The 18,796-nt window shown below is 71.9% G+C and carries 20 protein-coding genes; 5 read left to right on the forward strand and 15 right to left on the reverse strand.

Annotated features, from left to right (window positions below; genetic code table 11):
- From AB0P17_RS18685 to AB0P17_RS18695, 3 genes are all read right to left on the reverse strand, one after another.
- Nucleotides 1-1,767: AAA family ATPase (locus AB0P17_RS18685; protein WP_365812254.1), on the reverse strand; the 1,767-nt coding region annotated here is incomplete at its 3' end.
- Between the two features lie 199 nt (nt 1,768-1,966).
- Entirely contained in the window at nt 1,967-2,185 is a 219-nt protein-coding gene (locus AB0P17_RS18690; protein WP_365812256.1) for a hypothetical protein, read from the reverse strand.
- A gap of 390 nt (nt 2,186-2,575) precedes the next feature.
- Nucleotides 2,576-2,857 (reverse strand): acylphosphatase, encoded by a 282-nt coding sequence (locus tag AB0P17_RS18695; RefSeq protein ID WP_365812258.1) that lies wholly within the window; start codon nt 2,855-2,857, stop codon nt 2,576-2,578.
- A 133-nt stretch (nt 2,858-2,990) separates the two neighbouring features.
- Here AB0P17_RS18695 and AB0P17_RS18700 point away from each other — a divergent pair, with 133 nt between their 5' ends.
- Together AB0P17_RS18700 and AB0P17_RS18705 are read left to right on the forward strand one after the other, a co-directional pair.
- Nucleotides 2,991-3,932: a CAP domain-containing protein gene (locus AB0P17_RS18700; protein WP_365812260.1), complete on the forward strand. Its 942-nt coding sequence runs from the start codon at nt 2,991-2,993 to the stop codon at nt 3,930-3,932.
- 147 nt (nt 3,933-4,079) lie between these two features.
- Nucleotides 4,080-4,481, forward strand: a complete 402-nt coding sequence (locus AB0P17_RS18705) for a helix-turn-helix domain-containing protein (RefSeq protein ID WP_365812262.1) — start codon at nt 4,080-4,082, stop codon at nt 4,479-4,481.
- Here AB0P17_RS18705 and mutM read toward each other — a convergent pair.
- The 9 genes from mutM to AB0P17_RS18750 all read right to left on the reverse strand — a co-directional run bounded on the left by mutM (nt 4,454) and on the right by AB0P17_RS18750 (nt 14,087).
- Nucleotides 4,454-5,314 carry a bifunctional DNA-formamidopyrimidine glycosylase/DNA-(apurinic or apyrimidinic site) lyase gene (mutM, locus tag AB0P17_RS18710; protein ID WP_365812264.1) on the reverse strand — a complete coding sequence of 287 codons (861 nt, stop codon included), beginning with the start codon at nt 5,312-5,314 and terminating at the stop codon, nt 4,454-4,456. The two genes, AB0P17_RS18705 and mutM, sit on opposite strands and share 28 nt — an antisense overlap.
- A gap of 131 nt (nt 5,315-5,445) precedes the next feature.
- Nucleotides 5,446-6,420: a ribonuclease III gene (gene rnc, locus AB0P17_RS18715; protein WP_365812265.1), complete on the reverse strand. Its 975-nt coding sequence runs from the start codon at nt 6,418-6,420 to the stop codon at nt 5,446-5,448.
- A gap of 19 nt (nt 6,421-6,439) precedes the next feature.
- Entirely contained in the window at nt 6,440-6,613 is a 174-nt protein-coding gene (gene rpmF, locus AB0P17_RS18720; protein WP_053675094.1) for a 50S ribosomal protein L32, read from the reverse strand.
- Between the two features lie 2 nt (nt 6,614-6,615).
- Complete coding sequence (locus AB0P17_RS18725) at nt 6,616-7,254, reverse strand: DUF177 domain-containing protein (RefSeq protein WP_365812481.1); 639 nt, start codon at nt 7,252-7,254, stop codon at nt 6,616-6,618.
- Between the two features lie 161 nt (nt 7,255-7,415).
- Nucleotides 7,416-8,660 carry an ATP synthase F0 subunit B gene (locus AB0P17_RS18730; RefSeq protein ID WP_365812267.1) on the reverse strand — a complete coding sequence of 415 codons (1,245 nt, stop codon included), beginning with the start codon at nt 8,658-8,660 and terminating at the stop codon, nt 7,416-7,418.
- Between the two features lie 99 nt (nt 8,661-8,759).
- Nucleotides 8,760-9,239, reverse strand: coding sequence for a pantetheine-phosphate adenylyltransferase (gene coaD, locus AB0P17_RS18735; RefSeq protein ID WP_365812483.1), 480 nt, complete (start codon nt 9,237-9,239; stop codon nt 8,760-8,762).
- A 26-nt stretch (nt 9,240-9,265) separates the two neighbouring features.
- Nucleotides 9,266-9,850, reverse strand: a complete 585-nt coding sequence (gene rsmD / locus AB0P17_RS18740; protein ID WP_365812268.1) for a 16S rRNA (guanine(966)-N(2))-methyltransferase RsmD — start codon at nt 9,848-9,850, stop codon at nt 9,266-9,268.
- A 145-nt stretch (nt 9,851-9,995) separates the two neighbouring features.
- Nucleotides 9,996-12,254, reverse strand: a complete 2,259-nt coding sequence (gene recG, locus AB0P17_RS18745; RefSeq protein ID WP_365812270.1) for an ATP-dependent DNA helicase RecG — start codon at nt 12,252-12,254, stop codon at nt 9,996-9,998.
- Nucleotides 12,255-12,395: 141 nt separating this feature from the next.
- Nucleotides 12,396-14,087: a DAK2 domain-containing protein gene (locus AB0P17_RS18750; RefSeq protein ID WP_365812272.1), complete on the reverse strand. Its 1,692-nt coding sequence runs from the start codon at nt 14,085-14,087 to the stop codon at nt 12,396-12,398.
- A 215-nt stretch (nt 14,088-14,302) separates the two neighbouring features.
- Between AB0P17_RS18750 and rpmB the strand changes: the two genes are divergently transcribed.
- The gene (rpmB, locus tag AB0P17_RS18755; RefSeq protein WP_028426177.1) at nt 14,303-14,488 is read left to right on the forward strand and encodes a 50S ribosomal protein L28; all 186 of its coding nucleotides are present in this window, start codon (nt 14,303-14,305) and stop codon (nt 14,486-14,488) included.
- Nucleotides 14,489-14,602: 114 nt separating this feature from the next.
- Here rpmB and thiD read toward each other — a convergent pair whose 3' ends face one another.
- Nucleotides 14,603-15,406 carry a bifunctional hydroxymethylpyrimidine kinase/phosphomethylpyrimidine kinase gene (gene thiD, locus AB0P17_RS18760; RefSeq protein ID WP_365812274.1) on the reverse strand — a complete coding sequence of 268 codons (804 nt, stop codon included), beginning with the start codon at nt 15,404-15,406 and terminating at the stop codon, nt 14,603-14,605.
- 10 nt (nt 15,407-15,416) lie between these two features.
- Complete coding sequence (locus AB0P17_RS18765) at nt 15,417-16,385, reverse strand: thiamine-phosphate kinase (protein ID WP_365812275.1); 969 nt, start codon at nt 16,383-16,385, stop codon at nt 15,417-15,419.
- A 317-nt stretch (nt 16,386-16,702) separates the two neighbouring features.
- On the opposite strand from AB0P17_RS18765, the gene AB0P17_RS18770 reads away from it, so the two are divergent.
- Both AB0P17_RS18770 and AB0P17_RS18775 read left to right on the forward strand, forming a co-directional pair.
- Complete coding sequence (locus AB0P17_RS18770; RefSeq protein WP_329823058.1) at nt 16,703-16,936, forward strand: Lrp/AsnC ligand binding domain-containing protein; 234 nt, start codon at nt 16,703-16,705, stop codon at nt 16,934-16,936.
- Nucleotides 16,937-16,963: 27 nt separating this feature from the next.
- Nucleotides 16,964-17,464 carry a DUF3515 domain-containing protein gene (locus tag AB0P17_RS18775; RefSeq protein ID WP_365812485.1) on the forward strand — a complete coding sequence of 167 codons (501 nt, stop codon included), beginning with the start codon at nt 16,964-16,966 and terminating at the stop codon, nt 17,462-17,464.
- A 75-nt stretch (nt 17,465-17,539) separates the two neighbouring features.
- Here the strand turns inward: AB0P17_RS18775 and AB0P17_RS18780 are convergent, their stop codons facing one another.
- A complete protein-coding gene (locus tag AB0P17_RS18780; protein ID WP_365812277.1) occupies nt 17,540-18,778 on the reverse strand; it encodes a D-alanine--D-alanine ligase family protein in 1,239 nt (412 codons plus the stop codon).
- Nucleotides 18,779-18,796: the final 18 nt, after the last annotated feature.

Raw genomic sequence — 18,796 nt, forward strand, 5'->3', positions numbered from 1 at the left:
GACGCGAACGAGCGCCGATGGCGGTCGCCCCGTTGACGCCGGCCGGAACGGGCGTACGAACTTCAGCGGCCGGCTCGTGCTCCTGTGCGTGGGCAGCAGCCGCAGGGCATCCGCCGCCGCGGCGGGGCCGCTGACCGCGATCGCGTCGGCCGCCGCGCCCAGCGCCGCGGCGACCGGGATCTCCTGCCCCGGTGCGACGGTGAGCAGCTCCGCGGCGGGCCCCAGCAGGCCGGTCACCCGGTCGCGGGCACCCAGCAGCGCCCCGGTGCCGTCCTTGCGGCGCAGTCCCAGGGCGAGGGCGTCATGGCGGGCGCTCAGAGCCGCGCGCTCACGCTCCGCCGTGGTCGCGGCGTCGCGGGCCGCGCTCTGCTCCGTCTCCGCGTCAAAGAGCGCGCGCCGGGCGTCCTCGTACCGCTCCGCGAGCGCGTCGTCCTCCGCGTCGAGGCCGTCGACCTCGGCCTTGAGCTGCTCGTACTCCTCCTGTGCCAGGGCGGCGCGCTCCCGTGCCTCGTCCCGGGCCGCGGCGAGGCGGCCGATCTCCGCCTGGGCCGAGGCGGCCCGGCCGCGCGCCGCGGTGACCTGGCCGTGCAGCCGGGCCAGGCCCTCGCGGCGGTCCGCGAGGGCGCGGGCGGCGTCCCGCAGGCGGCGTTCCTCCGCGGCGAGTTCCCGTTCCAGTTCGGCGCGGTGGGCGACGGTGTCCTCGCGCGCGTGCTCGGCCGCCTCCAGCGCGGCGGTCAGCTCGGCCTCCTGCTCGCGGATCCGGGCGGCCTCACGCTCCATGTCCTCGGGGTCACGTCCGCGCCGCTCCTCCTCGGGGGCGCTGGTGGCGCTGGTGACCCGCGCCTCGGCCAGCGAGACGGTGCCGCGCACCCGCTCGGCGAGCTGCGACAGCTCGTACCACGTCTGCTGGGCTTTCCGCAGGCGCGGCGCGAGCCGCCGTACCTCCTCCTCCAGCTCCGCCTCACGGCTCAGCGCGGCCTTCAGTCTGCGCTCCGCGTCCTCCTTGCGGCTCTTCAGCTCGGCCTCGTCGGCGATCTCCGCGCGCAGTGCCTCGCGCAGCCGCACCAGATCGTCCGCGAGCAGCCGCAGCCGGGCGTCGCGCAGGTCGGCCTGGATGACGGCGGCGCGCCGGGCGACCGCGGCCTGCCGGCCGAGCGGCTTGAGCTGACGGCGCAGCTCGTCCGTCAGGTCCTGGACGCGGGCGAGATTCGCCTTCATCGCCTCCAGCTTCCGCAGCGCCTTCTCTTTCCGCTTGCGGTGCTTGAGCACTCCGGCGGCTTCTTCGATGAATGCGCGGCGGCCCATCGGATCGGCGTGGAGCACGGAGTCGAGCTGCCCCTGTCCGACGATCACGTGCATCTCGCGGCCGATACCGGAGTCGGAGAGCAGTTCCTGAATATCGAGCAACCGGCAGGTGTCGCCATTGAGCTGGTATTCGCTGCCGCCGTTGCGGAACATGATCCGCGTAACGGTGACCTCGGCGTACTCGATCGGGAGCGCGCCGTCGGAGTTGTCGATCGTGAGAGAGACCTCCGCGCGGCCGAGCGCGGGGCGCCCGGTCGTGCCGGCGAAGATCACGTCCTCCATTTTCCCGCCGCGCAGCGACTTCGCCCCCTGCTCCCCCATGACCCAGGAGAGCGCGTCCACCACATTGGATTTCCCGGAGCCGTTCGGGCCCACGACGCAGGTGATCCCGGGCTCGAAGCGCAGCGTCGTGGCGGAGGCGAAGGATTTGAACCCGCGCAGGGTCATGGCCTTGAGGTGCACGCCGCCGGACTCTACCCGCCCCGGATCGTCCGTCGGCGGTTTCACCGTGGAACGCGCAGGGCACATCAGACGTTAAGAAAGGCGTGGCAACGCCAACAAAGCTTCGTACAGGGGAAGATGGAAAGAAAGAAGGGACGCCGAAGCGTCCCTTGCATATCTTGCGAGAGTCTTTCTCACCCGGCCCCGACGGGGGCTGCCGTCAGGTGAGCGCCGGCTCCGCCTGGGGTACGTCAATGTCCATGCCGTTGAGCAGCGACTCTCCGGGGTGCTGTGCGACAGCCGCATTCAGCACGTCGTTCTCGGACTGGATCCGTACGAGCTCGGATTCGAGGTCCTGGACGCGCTGCTGAAGCCGTCGCATCTCGGCGAGGAGTCGCGGGTCGGAACCGCCGACATAACCGAGAAGCGCCTTTGCCATGATGAATGGTCCTCCACACTGAGTGACCGACCGAATGCGGTGTGGGTCGTGAGGGAAATCGCACCCGCGGTGCCTGGCAGTGCTTGTTCGTCACTGCGGTTCTTACTGCCAAACAGCTAAGGTGCGCGGGGATTCCAGAGTCTCACCAAAAAGTTTGACGGTCAACACGATCACAGCCCGTACCGACGGGCGGCCCGGCGGCGCGGGCCCGTGGCCTGCGCGGCGGGCGCTCTCTCCGGAGCCCGGGGCGCGCCCGGATCGTCACTGACCGGGCAGCCTCGCACAGCCGGCCGTTCCTGGCAACCGCCAGGTCATCGCTGGTCATCGCGGAGAGTCACACATGCCGGTGGCATGTCCCGGCCATGTGGACCGCCCGGCGGGGCCATCGCGTCACCGGATCGCGAAACCCTCGTAACCACCCCGCGGGGTGTCCCAGATCTCAGTGACTCCGTCCACTCTCCCGGGTGTGTCGGCGGAGCGCAGCCACTCCAGCAGGCGGTGGCAATTGTCACGCGGCCCCTCCGCGACGATCTGCACCCTGCCGTCGTCCAGATTGAGGGCGAATCCGGTGAGGCCGCCGATCTCCAGTGCGTTCGCCCTGGTGAACCAGCGGAAGCCAACTCCTTGTACTCGGCCGCGTACCCAAGCCGTGAGTCGTACATCTTCTTTCATACGCGCAAAAGTAATCGGCCAATTGGTCCGCGGGCCCGGCGCCCCCACGGGCCATGCCGTACAGTCCGGTCGCAATGAGCCTCACTCATACGAGTGAGTAACGTTGCCGTCGAAACTGAGGAAGGCACCACAGATGGGACGCCACCGACGCTCCGCCGCCCCCGGCGCACCTGTCGAATCCCCTGAGGGCCCCGCGGCCGACCCCGGCGCCACGCCACGCCGCAAGGGCCGGGTCACCAAGCCCGTCCGTACGGGACTGCTCGGCGCCTCCGCGGCGATGGCGGTCGGCGCCGTCGCGGTCGCCTCCGGACTGCTGCCCGGCGGCGGGCAGTTCTCGGTGAGCGGCGGCGGCACCACCGGTGAGCAGATCCGCAGCGAGGGCGCGCCCGAGCTCCAGCAGCAGGGCGGCACGTCCGCGGATCCGACGCGTGACACGACCGCGGAGCCCAGCCGCAGCGCGGAGCGGACGACGGGACCGGAGAAGAAGTCGGCCTCGCCCTCCCCCGCGGCCCCCTCCTCCCCGACCAAGGCGACGACCGCCCCGGCGCCGCCGAAGCCGAAGACCGAGGCCCCGTCGAAGGAGACGGAGTCCGGCGGGTCGGCGGGCTCCGCCGGTTCACCCGCCAAGGAGGACGAGGCTCCGGCCCCGGCGCCGACGCAGACCACGGACCGCGCGGCCGAGCAGCCCCAGGCGGCGCCCTCGTCCGCCGCGTCGGCCGTGCTCTCACTGGTCAACCAGGAGCGGGCCAAGGCCGGCTGCGCCGCCCTGAAGTCCGACACGAGCCTGAACGCGCTGGCCCAGACGTTCAGCGAGGACATGGCGGCGCGCGGCTTCTTCGACCACACGGACCCCGACGGCGACTCCCCCTGGGACCGCGCGGAACAGGCGGGTGTGAAGAGCCTCGGAGGCGAGAACATAGCCCGGGGGCAGGCCACGGCCCAGGCGGTGATGGACTCCTGGATGAACAGCGAGGGCCACCGCGCCAACATACTGAACTGCGACTACACCCGGCTCGGCGTCGGGGTGCACACCGGCTCCGGCGGCCCGTGGTGGACGCAGAACTTCGGCTTCTGAGACCTTCCTGACGCCCTGACCCGTCGGTCCCGCTCCTGCGGCAACTTCAGGGATGCGTACACAACAGCAGGAGACACACAGCAGCAGACACGCACCAGGAGTAAGCGCCGCCCACTGGGTGGCGCTTACCGGTAGTAGGGTGCGGTTATGGACACTTTCTCCGCTGACGCCGCGCTCGGCGGGCATGTCTTCGACGTGTTCGCCCGGCAGTGCCCCTCGCGCGGGGCGCTGGAGCATGTGACGGGCCGCTGGGGCGGTCTCGTCCTCGGCGCGCTCCACCGAAGTGGCTGCCGCTTCAACGAACTGCGGCGGCGCGTCGACGGAGTGAGCGAGAAAATGCTCTCCCAGACCCTGCACGCCCTGGAGCGGGACGGCCTCGTACGCCGCGACGCGCAGCCGGTCAATCCGCCGCGAGTGGACTACGAACTGACACCGCTGGGACGGGACGTCGCCGAGCGGCTGTTCGACCTCATCCACCTGGTGGAGGGGCGGATGCCCGAGGTGCTCGCGGCGCGGGAGCGTTACGACACGGCGCGCGGCGGTCGCTGACAGCGCGGGCAGAAGTAGCTGGACCGGTTCATCCAGGGGCGCCGGCGGATCGGGGTCCCGCAGCGGCCGCACGGCTCGCCCTCGCGTCCGTACGCGTCGAGCGACCGGTCGAAGTAGCCGGACTCGCCGTTCACATTGACGTACAGGCTGTCGAAGCTCGTTCCGCCGACGGACAGCGCCGCGTTCATCACGTCGCGCGCGTGGCCGAGCAGTTCGGCGGCGCGCGGCCGGGGCAGCGTCGCGGTGGGGCGTTCGTAGTGGAGCCGGGCGCGCCAGAGCGCCTCGTCCGCGTAGATGTTGCCGACGCCGCTGATGAGTGACTGGTCGAGCAGGGCGCGCTTGACGGTCGTACGGCGCAGCTTGAGCGCGGCGAGGAAGGCGTCCTCGTCGAAGGCGGGGTCCAGGGGGTCGCGGGCGATGTGCGCGATGGCGTCCGGGAGACCCTCGGGGGTGTTGTCGTGGAGCGAGAGGCCGCCGAAGGTGCGCTGGTCGACGAAGCGCAGCTCGGTGCCGAGTTCGTCGGCGAAGCGGACGCGGATCCGCAGGTGCTTCTCGTCGGGCGCGGTCTCGGGCTGGACGAGGAGCTGACCGCTCATCCCGAGATGGCCGAGGATCGAGGCGTCGCTGTCGGCGAGCGGCAGCCACAGGTACTTGCCGCGGCGCCGCGCGACACCGATGGTGTGCCCCTTGAGGCGCCCCGCGAAGTCCGTACCGCCCGCGAGGTGGCGCCGTACCGCGCGCGGATGGAGCACCTCGGTCTCGGCGACGGTGCGGCCGCTGATCCAGCGTTCGAGTCCGCGCCGGACGACTTCGACCTCGGGCAGCTCGGGCACGGGGACTCCTCGGAACGACGGAACGCGAAGGCGACGAAGGGGGACGGGGCGGTGAACGGGAGACGCCCCTCGGGTCGCGGACGACGCGAGGGGCGCACCATGAAGGAGCGTACGTACGGACAGGCGTACGGTCAGGAGGTCGGCGCCTCCGCCGAAGCCGGGTCCGCGGCCGCATCCGCCGATACGGGATCGGCCGATACGGGATCCGAAACCGGATCCGCCGGGGCCGCGTCCGAGGCCGGGGCCACGTCCGCCGCCTGAGCCGCGTCCGCCGCCGGGGCGGCATCGACGGCCTTCGCGCCGTCACCGTCACCGAGGGGCGCGCCCCCGGCAGCCGGTTCGCCCGCGCCGGACTTCGCCGCCGCTTCCCGTGCGTCGGCCGAGGCCCGGATCGAGCGCCAGGCGGACTCCGCCGCCTGCTGCTCCGCTTCCTTCTTGCTGCGGCCGGTGCCGGTGCCGTACGAGACACCACCGACGCGGGCGGCAGCAGTGAAGGTCTTCTCGTGGTCGGGTCCCGACTCCGTGACGAGGTACTCGGGCACGCCGAGGGCCTCCGCCGCGGTCAGCTCCTGGAGACTGGTCTTCCAGTCCAGGCCCGCCCCGAGATTCGAGGACTTCTCGATCAGCGGGTCGAAGAGCCGGTGCACCAGCTCGGACGCCGCGTCGAGGCCCTGGTCGAGATAGACGGCGCCGATCACCGCTTCAAGGGTGTCGGCGAGAATGGACGCCTTGTCCCGGCCGCCCGTGCCCTCTTCGCCCCGGCCGAGCCGGATGAAGGAGCCGAGTTGGAGGCCGCGGCCCACTTCCGCCAGCGCACGCGAGTTGACCACCGCGGCCCGCAACTTGGCCAGCTGGCCTTCGGGCAGGTCGGGGTGGATGCGGTACAGCGTGTCCGTGACCACCAGACCGAGCACCGAGTCCCCGAGGAATTCGAGCCGCTCGTTGGTGGGCAGACCGCCGTTCTCGTACGCGAACGAGCGGTGGGTCAGCGCACGCACCAGAAGGGCGGTCTCGAGCTGATACCCGAGCCGCCCTTCCAGAAGCGTGTGGGACGAGGCCGTACTGACAGTGTCTGTCTGCTTCTTGGCAGGGGACAGTTCAGACATCGAGCCTCTCACCAGCCGCTCAGACCTCGAGGACCTGGCGCTTGTTGTAGGTGCCGCAGCTCGGGCACGCGATGTGCTGGAGCTTCGGCTCCTGGCAACGCTCGCACGAAACCAGGTTGGGGACCGCAGCCTTCCACTGCGACCGGCGGTGGCGCGTGTTGCTGCGCGACATCTTCCGCTTCGGAACAGCCACGGCTACTTCTCCTGCTTCTCGTCGACGCCCGCTTCGGCGCCGCCCATGTTGTCCTTCTCGCCGTCCTTGACGGTCTCGGCGAGTCCCTGCAATGCCGCCCAACGGATGTCGACGGCGTCGTGGTGGTGGTCCGGGTTGTCGTCCAGCCTGATCCCACATGTGGAACACAGACCGGCACAGGTCTCCCGGCACACCGGCTGCATCGGCAGTGCGAGCACCACCGCATCACGCAGCACGGGTTCGAGGTCGAACAGGCCGTCCTCGATGAAGAGCGTGTCCTCGTCGTCCTCGGCATCGTCGGCCGGCTCCGCGCGGACGCGGCCCCGGTCGTCGGTGTCGTGGTACGAGAACAGCTCCTGGAAATCCGCCGCCACTTCCTGGCCGAGCGGCTCCAGACACCTTACGCACTCCCCTTCGGCCGTGACACGGGCGGTGCCCGTGACGAGCACCCCTTCCATGACCGACTCCATGCGGAGGTCCAGCTCCACCGGGGCGCCCTCGGGCGCTCCGATGACCCCGTCGATACCGAAGTCCTTCGGGGCGGGCACCGAGCGGGTCAGCTTCCGAAGCGCACCAGGACGCCGCCCCAGCTCGTGTGTGTCGAACACGAGGGGGTTGTGGTGGTCGAGGCGCGCGTTCAGGGCCGTTCCCGCTTTCGGATCGTGAAGAGAGGGCCGCCACCGTCGCGGAAGCGAAGCGCGCAGCCTGAGCCGCGGACATGCACACGGCCGAAGAACCAGGGTACTGGACCGGCCGCCCTAGACCCAATCGGGCTGCCGCCGGTCCCGGAGGGCCGGCCGGGTCAGCGGCCCTGTTCGTAACGGCGGAGCTGCTCGATGTCGATCATGCTCGTGTCGAAGAAGCTGGTCTCGTCGAGGGAGCCCTGCTGGTCGGCGGGGGCGGCGGGCAGGGCCGGGAGCGCGGGGCGCGCGTCCGTCTGTTGCTGTTGCTGCCAGCCGTAGTTCGGGTCGTATCCCTGGGCCTGCTGCGCGCCCTGGAGCTGCCCCTGGCCCTGGTCCTGGCCGTACCCCTGCTGCTGGTACGGGTACGGGTCCTGCTGGTAGCCGTACGTGTCCTGCTGGTAGCCCGCCCCGTAGCCGGGCTCCGCCGCCGGGTACGCGGGGTCCTGGTAGCCGCCGGACGTGCCGTAGCCGCTGCCGCCGTCCTGGTAGCCCGCGGCGGCGGGCTGCCGCGCGTAGGCGGGGTCCGTGAAGGGCTGCTGCGTGGGCACAGGGGGCATGGCGGGCATAGCGGGCTCTGTGGGACCCGTGGGCTGCTGCGGGGCCGTCACGGGCGCCTGGCGTGCCTCCCTCGGGGTGCCGGCGAGATCGGCCAGGTAGTCGGCATCGCTGAGGTGCGCCTGGGGGCCCGCCGCGTCCTGGGCGGCCATGTGCGCGCCCAGCTCGTCGGACTCCGTACGGCCGTGCAGCTTCTGCCGGCCCCGGCCGACGGCTTCGAGGGTCTTGGTCAGTACGGCCTCGAAGGCGCCGATCTTGGCGTCGACGTACTCGTCGGCCCGGCGGATCAGGGTGCTGGGGTCGGCGCTGTACTCCGGGGCGTCGTCGTCATCGCCCCCCGCGTACCCCGCCTCGCCGGAGCCCGGGGAGCGGCCGAGGAGCTTCTCCCTGCCCCGGTCGACGGAGCCGATGGTCTTGGTGAGGACGACCTCGAAGTTGGCGAGCTTGGAGTCGACGTAGTCGTCCGCCTCGGCGCGGATCTCCTCGGCCTCCCTGCGGGCCTCGGCGAGGATACGGTCGGCCTCCTCCTGGGAGCGGCGGGCGACCGCGGTGTCCGAGATCAGGGTGGAGCGCTGGGCGTGTGCGCCCTCGATGATGCGCTCCGCCTCCTGGCGGGCCTGTTCGGCGAGCTGTTCCTGCCCGCCGATCAGCTCCTGCGCCTGGGCCAGCGAGTCGGGCAGCGCGTCCCGCACCTCTTCGAGCAGCGCGAGCAGCTCCGCCCGGTTGACCACGCACGACGCCGACATGGGCATCGAGCGGGCGTTGCCCACCGTGTCGACGATCTCGTCGAGCTTCTTCTGCACGTCCACCGTGTGCTCGCCACTCTTTCGGCCGGTTTGGAGACGGACGCAACGACTGTACGGCCAGTCCGCGTCCGTCCGACACCGGGTGACGGGCGGTCAGGTCCGTCACTTCCTGCCGAGGCGCTCCATGATCGCGGTGTGGACGGCGGGAGGCAGCAGGTGGGAGACGTCGCCGCCCCAGGTGGCCACCTCCTTCACCAGGGAGGAGGAGAGGAAGCTGTAGGTGGGGTTGGTGGGGACGAACAGGGTCTCGACGCCCGAGAGCCCGTTGTTCATCTGGGCCATCTGCAACTCGTAGTCGAAGTCGCTGACGGCCCGCAGTCCCTTGACGATGGCCGGGATGTCGCGCTCTTTGCAGAAGTCCACGAGAAGGCCGTGGAAGGACTCCACCTCGACATTGCCGAACTCGGCGGTGACCTCCCGGATCAGTTCGATCCGTTCCTCGATCGTGAACAGCCCTTTCTTGGACTGGTTGATCATCACCGCGACGTGTACGACGTCGTACAGCTTGGAGGCGCGGGCGATGATGTCGAGATGTCCATTGGTGATGGGGTCGAAGGACCCCGGACAGACGGCGCGGCGCAACTGAACTCCCTCGCTCTCCGGTCCGGTCATGGTGCGTCTTCGTAACGAGAAGCGGCGCGACCGTACCAAAGCGTTCCCTCGCCGTAACGACGGGACCGCAGCGGTACGAAACCTGCCGGCCAGCCGAATTCCCCGCCTCTGGTGCTGCGTTCCACGGTGGCGACCGCGTCGTCGCGGAGCCAGCCCCCGGTCCGCAGTGTGAGCAGGATCTCCCGAAGATCGTCGTCGGTGACGGCGTACGGCGGGTCGAGGAACACCAGGTCGTACGGGTCCCCCGGGGCCGGTCCCGTGACGATCTGCTCCGCCTTGCCGGTACGGACCTCGGCCCCGGGCAGTCCGAGCGCCGCGACGTTCTCGCGGACGGTGCGGGCGGCGCGGCCGTCGGCCTCGACGAGCAGGGCGTGCGCGGCGCCGCGCGAGAGCGCTTCGAGGCCGACGGCGCCGGACCCGGCGTACAGATCGGCGATCCGGACACCCTCCAGGGTGCCGAGGAGCGACTGCCAGGTGGAGAAGAGGCCCTCACGCGCCCGGTCGGAGGTGGGGCGGGTGCCGGTGCCGGGCGGGACGGCGAGCCGGCGTCCGCCGGCGGCACCGGCGATCACGCGGGTCATGGGTGTCGGGTCCTCGGTTCGTGGGAGGGCTGGGGTGGACGGAGCTGTCGGCGGCGGACGCTCGGACTCCACGATATTGCGTACGCGATCGCGTACGCACCGGCCGGGTCCGGCCGGTGCCCGCGGACCGGTCGGCCGGCGTCGGTCAGCCCTTGTCGAGGAACTGCTCGCGCTCCGTGTCCAGCAGCGCGTCCAGCGCCGTCCGCAGCTCGGGGCTGGACGCCAGCTCCGGGTCGGCGGCGACCACCGCCACGGCCTCCTCGCGGGCGGCGGCGATGATCTCCTCGTCCTCGATGACGGCGAGCATCCGCAGCGAGGACCGCACACCGGACTGGGCCTGGCCCAGCACATCGCCCTCACGCCGCTGTTCGAGGTCGATCCGGGACAGTTCGAAGCCGTCGAGCGTGGCGGCGACCGCGCCGAGCCGGGCCCTGGCGGGGCTCGCCTCCGGCATGTCGGTGACCAGGAGGCAGAGACCGGGGGCCGCGCCGCGGCCGACCCGGCCGCGCAACTGGTGGAGCTGGGAGACGCCGAACCGGTCGGCGTCCATGATCACCATCGCCGTGGCGTTGGGGACGTTCACCCCGACCTCGATGACCGTCGTCGCGACGAGGACGTCCACCTCGCCCGCGGCGAAGCGGCGCATCACGGCGTCCTTGTCGTCCGGCTGCATACGGCCGTGCAGGACCTCGACGCGGAGCCCGGCCAGCACCCCCGCCACCAGCTGCTCCGCGACCTCCAGGACCGCGAGCGGGGGTCGCTTCTCGGCGTCCTCCGCGGCCTTCCCCTTGGCCGCGGACGCCTTCTTGCCGCCCTTGCCGTTCTTGCCGCCCTTCCCGTTCTTCTCGTCCTCGTCGTCGCCGATGCGGGGGCAGACCACGTACGCCTGGTGCCCCTTGCCGACCTCCTCGCGCACCCGCTCCCAGGCACGGGCGAGGAAGTGCGGCTTGTCCTGCGCGGGGACGACATGGCTGGCGATCGGCGAGCGCCCCGCCGGGAGCTGGTCCAGAACGGAGGTCTCCAGGTCACCGAAGACGGTCATGGCGACCGTCCGGGGAATGGGGGTGGCCGTCATGACCAGCAGATGCGGCGGCTGCTTGCCCTTGGAGCGCAGCGCGTCGCGCTGCTCCACGCCGAAGCGGTGCTGCTCGTCCACGACGACCAGCCCCAGGTCGTGGAAGCGCACCTTGTCCTCGATCAGCGCGTGCGTGCCGATCACCATCCCGGCCTCGCCCGTGACCAGGTCGAGCAGTGCCTGACGGCGCCCGGCGGTGCCCATGGAGCCGGTGAGCAGCACCACCTTCGTGGCGTTCTCCGCGCCGCCCAGCATCCCGCCCTGGGCCAGCTCGCCCATCATCTCCGTGATGGACCGGTGGTGCTGCTGCGCGAGGACCTCGGTGGGCGCCAGCAGCGCGGCCTGGCCGCCCGCGTCCACGACCGTGAGCATCGCGCGCAGCGCGACGAGCGTCTTGCCGGAGCCGACCTCGCCCTGGAGCAGCCGGTGCATGGGGTGTTCGGTGGCGAGATCGGCGAAGATCTCGGCGGTGACCTTCCGCTGGCCCTCCGTGAGCGTGAACGGCAGTCCGGCGTCGAAGGTGTCGAGCAGTCCGCCCGCCACCGGCTCGCGGGCCACGGCGGGGAGCTGGGTGTCCGCGTACCGCCGCCGGGCCAGCGCGACCTGGAGGACGAACGCCTCGTCCCACTTCAGCCGGGCCCGGGCGTCCTCGATGTCCGCCTTCGTCTCGGGCCGGTGGACCTTGAGCAGCGCCTCCGGCAGCGGGACGAAGCCGCGTCCCTCGCGCAGCGCGGGCGGCAGCGGGTCGGCGGCCTCCACGGCGCGCGGCAGGACGGCGTCCACCGCTTTGGTGATCTTCCAGGACTCCAGCCCCTTGCAGGCCGGGTAGATCGGGATCAGCTTGCCCGCGAAGGCGTTCACGGCGCTCGCGGCGTCGTCCTCGTCCACGGCGCCGGAGTCCGCCGTCGGCCCGAGCGGGACGTACGTCGGGTGCGCGAGCTGGAGCTTGCGGTTGAAGACGGAGACCTTGCCGGCGAACATGCCGCGGCTGCCGGGCGGGAGTTCCTTGTGCGGCTTGTGGAGTCCGCGGCCGAAGAAGACGAGCTGGAGCCGGCCGCTGCCGTCGGTGAGGGTGATCTCCAGGCGCTGACCGCGGCCGTGGTTGAACGTGAGGATCCGGGAGTCCGCGACCTGGGCGACCACCGTCACGTCCTCGTCCAGCGGGAGTTCGGCGAGCGTGGTGAGCTGGCCGCGCTCCTCGTACCGCCGTGGGTAGTGGTGGAGCAGGTCACCGACCGTGTGCAGGCCGAGGTGTTCGGCCATCACCTTCGCGGTGGCGGGGCCGAGCGACTTCTTGAGTGGTTCATCCAGCGCGGACACGCGATCCATTGCACACCACATCACTGACAACCGTCGCGCACCCCCGGGTTTCCGCAGGTCGCGGCCGTGCCGCCGGGACCGGCCCCGGCGGCGCTCCGCGCCGAGCCGCTGCCCGCCGGGTCACTCCCCGCCGGGTCACTCCATGACGGGTCACTCCACGCCGACGAGGAGCGGCGCGGACTGCCGGCCGCCCCGGTAGACCACCGTGTCGACGGCGAGGTGCCCCTCGCGTACGTAGCTCTCCAGACGGGCGGCGAGCGTCTCGGGTACGTCCTCCCCGAGGACGAGGGTCACGAGTTCACCGCCCGCCGAGAGCATCCGGGAGAGCACCGTCTCGGCCGTGGCGGCGAGATCGGAGCCGATGACCGCGACGTCCCCGTCGATCAGGCCGAGGACGTCCCCGGCCTGGCAGATGCCCGCCATGGTCCAGGACTGGCGCTCCGCGACGGCCAGTTCGGCGTAGCGGGTGGCGCCGGCGGCGCTGGTCATCGCGACGACGTCCTCGTCGAAGCGGCGGTCGGGCTGGTGCACGGCGAGCGCGGCGATGCCCTGGACGGCGGCCCTGGTCGGGATGAGGGCCACGCGTACGCCTTCGGTACGGGCCTGCTCCGCGGCGGCGGCCGCGGTGTGCCGCAGCGCCTCGTCGTTCGGCATGAGGACCACCTCGCGGGCGTGCGCGCGCCGGATCGCCTCGACGAGTTCTCCGCTGGCGGGCGGCTCCCCGGGGCGCGCGAGGACGGTCGTCGCGCCGGCCTCGGCGCAGAGCCCGGCGAGGCCCTCGCCGGGGACGACCGCGACGACGGCGCGCTGGACGCGCGACTCCTCCGCGGCGGCGACGAAGTGGGTGATGCGGATGCGGTACGGACGGCCCGCCTCGACGCCCGCCTCCACGGCGGCGCCGGCGTCGTCGACATGGACGTGCACGTTCCACAGCCCGTCGCCGCCGACGATCACCAGGGAGTTCCCGAGCCCGTCGAGCCGGGCCCGCAGCCGGGCCACGGCGGCGTCGTCCGCCTCCAGCAGATAGATCACCTCGAAGGCGGGCCCGCCTTCCGCGTCGCACGCCTCGGCGGCGGAGTCCGCCCCGGCGGGGTTCTCCCGGCGGCGGTGCCCCGCCGGGAAGGGCGCGGGCGCGTCGCCCGTGAGGCAGCGCACCAGGGCGCCCAGCACCGTGAGGAGCCCCCGGCCGCCCGCGTCGACGACGCCCGCGCGGCCGAGCACGTCGAGCTGGCCCGTGGTGGCGTCGAGCGCGGTGCGAGCGCCCGCGTACGCGGCCCGTACGGCCTCGGCCGTCCCCGCGCCGTGCGCACCGTCCGCGCGCGCCGCCGTCCCCGCCGCGTCCGCGGCGGCGCTCGCCACGCTCAGGATCGTGCCCTCCACGGGGTGCGCGACGGCCTCGCGCGCCAGCTCGTCGGCGCGGCGCAGCGCCAGGACCAGCCGGCGTCCGCCGTCCCCCGGGTCCCCCGCGCCCTTCCCCTCGCCCCGTGCCTCGCCGGGCGCCGCTCCGCGCGGCTCCCCGTCCGCCAGCACCTCGGCCATCCCGCGCAGCAGCTGCGCCAGGATCGTCCCGGAATTACCCCGGGCGCCGATCAGCGCGCCGTGCGCCATGGCTCGTACGGCGTCGGCCGGAGCGGGCACCGAGGCGCTCGTCTCGTGCGCGGCGAACACCGCCTCGACCGCCTGCGCGGCGGACTCCACGGTCAGATAGAGGTTGGTGCCGGTGTCACCGTCCGCGACCGGAAAGACATTGATCGCGTCGATCTCCTCGCGCTCCCGGCCGAGGGCCTCCAGCGCCAGCGCGCACCAGCTCCGCACCGCTGCGGCGTCGAGGGTCTGCGGCACCTGCGGGGTCCTCCTCCGTCGGCTGGGGTGTTGCGAGAAGGGTATAGTTTCCGGCTACCGAGGCAGTCGTTGTATGCTGCTGCGGTTGCCCGGTGAGAGTCGGGCCAATCCCCCGGTAAAGCGACGTCGACGCCATCGATTCGTTCTGATTCGTTTCGTTGATCCAGCCACGCCGGATTTCTCTGTACGAGCATCTGAAGTCTTTGGAGTGACCCGTGGCTGCCAACTGCGACGTCTGTGGCAAGGGGCCGGGCTTCGGCAACAGCATTTCCCACTCGCACCGCCGTACGCCCCGTCGCTGGAACCCGAACATCCAGCGCGTGCGTGCCGTGGTCGGTCGGACGCCGAAGCGCCTCAATGTCTGCACATCGTGCATCAAGGCCGGCAAGGTCTCGCGCTGACGCCTGCGTCGTAGCGCAGCCCCTGCGGTTGCCTTGAAGAGCCGGTCCACCTCGGTGGACCGGCTCTTTGCCATGTCCGGGCGGGGCGCCGCCGCTCCAGGTCGGTACGCCGCCTCAGGCCCGGAACCGCCAGGCGTGGTCCACCGGCCCGATCCCCGCGCCCAGCGCGAAGCCGTGCGCGATCGCGCCCGTCACGTACTCCTTGGCCGCCCCGACGGCCGCCACCACGTCCTGCCCGCCGGCCAGGCCGGCGGCGATCGCCGACGCGTAGGTGCACCCGGTGCCGTGCGTGTGCCGGTTGTCGTGGCGCGGCGCCCGCAGCCAGTGCTCCTCGGTACCGTCGGTCAGCAGGTCCACCGCGTCGCCCGGCAGATGCCCGCCCTTGATCAGGGCCCAGCGGGGCCCGAACTCCAGGACGGCGTGGGCCGCGCGCCGCAGATCCGCCTCGTCCGCCACCCGTACGCCGGTGAGCTGCGCCACCTCGTCCAGGTTCGGGGTGGCGACCGTCGCGGTCGGCAGCAGCCGCTTCCGTACGCCGTCCAGCGCCGAGGCGGCCAGCAGCGGATCACCGTGCTTGGAGACCCCGACCGGGTCGACGACCACGGGGACACCGGTCTCCGCGAGCAGTTCCGCCACGGCGTCGACGAGGACGGCGGAGGAGAGCATGCCGGTCTTCACGGCCTGCACCCCGATGTCGTCGACGACGCTGCGGTACTGCGCCCGCACCGCCTCCACCGGCAGTTCCCAGGCGCCCTGGACGCCCCGGGAATTCTGCGCCGTGACGGCGGTGAGCACGCTCATGCCGTGCGCGCCGAGGGCCAGCATCGTCTTGAGATCCGCCTGGACGCCCGCACCGCCGCCGGAGTCGGATCCGGCGACGGTGAGCACACGGGGCGGCGCGGACACGGTTTTCGACATGCCCACGAATCTACGTGTCCTCGATGTCGCCGAAGTGGTCCCAGCCGCCCTTGCTGGTCCACGGGGCGCCGTCGACCGTCACCTGGGGCAGCGCGGAGGGATTGAGCACCTCCCCGATCACCTTCCAGCGCGCCGGAAGCTTCGCGTCCGCGGGGAACGTCGCGACGATCGCGTGATCCTCTCCCCCGGTCAGCACCCACTGGAGCGGATCGACGCCGACCGCCTGGCCGATGTCGTTCATCTGCGAGGGGATGTCGATCAGACCGGAGCGCAGGTCGATACGGACCTGGCTCGCCTCCGCGATGTGCCCGAGGTCCGCGACCAGCCCGTCGCTGACATCGGTCATCGCGGTGGCGCCGAGTCCGGCCGCCGCCGGGCCCGCGTGGTACGGCGGCTCCGGCCTGCGGTGCGCCTCCACGAAGGCGCGGGGCGAGCGGAAGCCGCGCGAGAGCACCGCGTGCCCCGCGGCCGACCAGCCCAACCACCCGGTGTAGGCGACGACATCGCCGGGCCGGGCGCCGGAGCGGGTCACCGGCTCGTGGTTGCGCAGATCGCCCAGCGCGGTGATCGCGATGGTGATCGAGTCGCCGCGCACCACGTCGCCGCCGACCACGGCCGCCCCCGCGACCTGGCACTCGTCCCGGATGCCGTCCATCAGCTCGGTGGGCCAGGTGACCGGCAGTTCGGCCGGCACCACGAGACCGAGCAGCAGCGCGGTCGGCACCGCGCCCATCGCCGCGATGTCGGCGAGGTTCTGCGCGGCGGCCTTGCGGCCCACGTCGTACGCCGTCGACCAGTCGCGGCGGAAGTGCCGCCCTTCGAGGAGCAGATCCGTACTCGCCACGACCCTGCGGTCGGGGGCCGCCACGACCGCGGCGTCGTCGCCCGGCCCGAGCCGCACCGCCGGGGTGGTGGTGAGCCGGGACGTCAGCTCTCTGATGAGCCCGAACTCCCCCAACTCGCCCACGGTTCCCTTCACCGAGTCTCCCCTTCTCTTCGCTTCTCTTCACTCTTCGCCGGGCCGCGTCTGCGGTCGCGGTCCCCTACTGCTGTCCACACCCGTCATCGGGCACGTCAACAAGGCCGTGCGCCGGACCACGCCCACGGGGCACGGCGCGTGGGCCGCGCCCCGCCCCGTACGTCGCGCGCGCATGGCACCCGCACACGTCAACATGGATTTCCGTGCGCCACCCCGCGGGCGCCACCGGGCCCCCAGGTCTCCCCGCGGCCCGCGGCGACGCGATACCGTGGCGTCTCTTTCCCCCACATGATCCTCGTGGCCGCCCTGGAGGTTCCGTGGTACAGGCGTACATCCTTATTCAGACCGAGGTGGGCAAGGCGACGACCGTCGCCGAGACCATCGCAAAGATTCCGGGAGTGATCCAGGCCGAGGACGTCACCGGTCCTTACGACGTGATCGTGCGGGCTCAGGCGGACACCGTCGATGAGCTCGGCCGCATGGTCGTCGCCAAGGTCCAGCAAGTAGAAGGCATCACCCGCACCCTGACCTGCCCGGTCGTACATCTCTAGACCGCCCCCGTCTACGCTTGGCCGGTGATACGTTCCCGTCGCCCGCTTCCCAGCCGCAGGCTATCCGGCCGTGCGTTCGCCCGCCTTCCCGCCGTCGCCGTTCTTCTGTCGGCGGCGGCGGGCTGTTCCTCCACGGACGCGGCGGTGTCGGTCACGGTTCCCACTCCCTCCCGGCAGGAGGCGACCCTCTGCCGCGCCCTGCACAAGGAGCTGCCCGACACGCTCGCGGACCTCGGCCGCGGTGATCCCGAGCCGGGCTCCGAACTGACCGCCGGGTGGGGGGACGGCGCGATCGTACTGCGCTGCGGAGTGCCCCGGCCCGCGGAGATGAACGATCCGCAGGCGCAGGGCATCGACGCGGACGGCGTCAACTGGATGCTGGAGGAGCGGGACTCGGGGCCGCGGTTCACCACGACGTACCGCCAGACCTATGTGGAGGTCACGATGGACTCGCGGTTCTCCCATGACTCCACCCCGCTCGCGGGGCTGGCCGACGCCGTCGAGAAGACGGTCCCGTCCAGCCTCTAGGAGCGTCCGGTCCAGGAGCGTCCGGCGCGGGCTCCGGTGCGGGCCCGGTGCCGTGTGGCACCGGGCCGGACGCGCTCAGCGCAGGCCGGTCGGGCGGCGCAGCGCCGCCTGGATGAGCCGGTCCACCAGCTCCGCGTAACCGACGCCGCTCTCCTGCCACATACGCGGGTACATGGAGATGGGGGTGAAGCCCGGCATCGTGTTGATCTCGTTGATGACGAACTCGCCGTCCTCGGTGAGGAAGAAGTCCGCGCGGACCAGCCCCTCGCAGGACGTGGCCTCGAACGCCGCCACCGCGAGCCGCCGCACCTCCGCGGTCTCCTCCGGGGTGAGGGGGGCGGGCACCAGACCTGCGGCCGAGTCGATGTACTTGGCCTCGAAGTCGTAGAAGTCGTGCTCCGTGACCGGCGGGATCTCGGCCGGCACGCTGGCGCGCGGACCGTCCTCGAACTCCAGCACGCCGCACTCGATCTCGCGCCCGCGCAGCAGCGATTCCACGAGGATCTTGGGGTCGTGGCGGCGGGCCTCGGCGATCGCCTCGTCGAGCCCCGAGAGGTCGTCGACCTTGGTGATGCCCATGGAGGAGCCGCCCCGTGCGGGCTTCACGAAGAGCGGCCAGCCGTGCTCGGCGGCGAAGTCCACGATCTTCTTCCGGGCGGCGGCGCCCGGCACCCGGCCCTGGTCGCCGGCGCCCTCTCCGTCGACGTCGGGGACCGGTTCCCACTCGCGGGGCCGGATCACCACGTACGGGCCGACGGGCAGCCCGAAGGAGGTGAACACCCGCTTCATGTACTCCTTGTCCTGGCCGACGGCCGAGGCGAGGACACCCGCGCCGACGTACGGGATCCCGGAGAGCTCCAGCAGACCCTGGAGGGTGCCGTCCTCCCCGTACGGGCCGTGCAGCACCGGGAAGACCACGTCGACGTCGCCCAGCACCTTGGGCACGGAGCCCGGTTCGGTGTAGACGACCTCGCGGCTGCCCGGGTCGACGGAGAGGACGACGGAGCCGTCCGCGGACTCGGCGATCTGCTCGACGCTCGGCAGGGCGCGGTCGGCGATGCCCATCCGCTCCGGGTCGTCGGCGGTGAGCGCCCAGCGGCCGTCGGTGGTGATCCCGATCGGGAGGACGTCGTACTTCGTACGGTCGATGGACCGCAGTACGGCGCCGGCCGTGACCACCGAGATGGCGTGCTCGGAACTGCGGCCGCCGAAGACGACGGCCACGCGAGGCTTGCGGAGCGGCTGCTCTGGGCGGGGCTCCGGGCTGTGCCCAAGGCTGCGCTCGGGGCTGTGGGAGGAGTTCTCGCTGCTCATATCGCGATGAGCGTACCT

Origin of the sequence: Streptomyces sp. NPDC088124 (assembly GCF_040685895.1) — a bacterium.
Classification (GTDB): Bacteria; Actinomycetota; Actinomycetes; order Streptomycetales; family Streptomycetaceae; genus Streptomyces.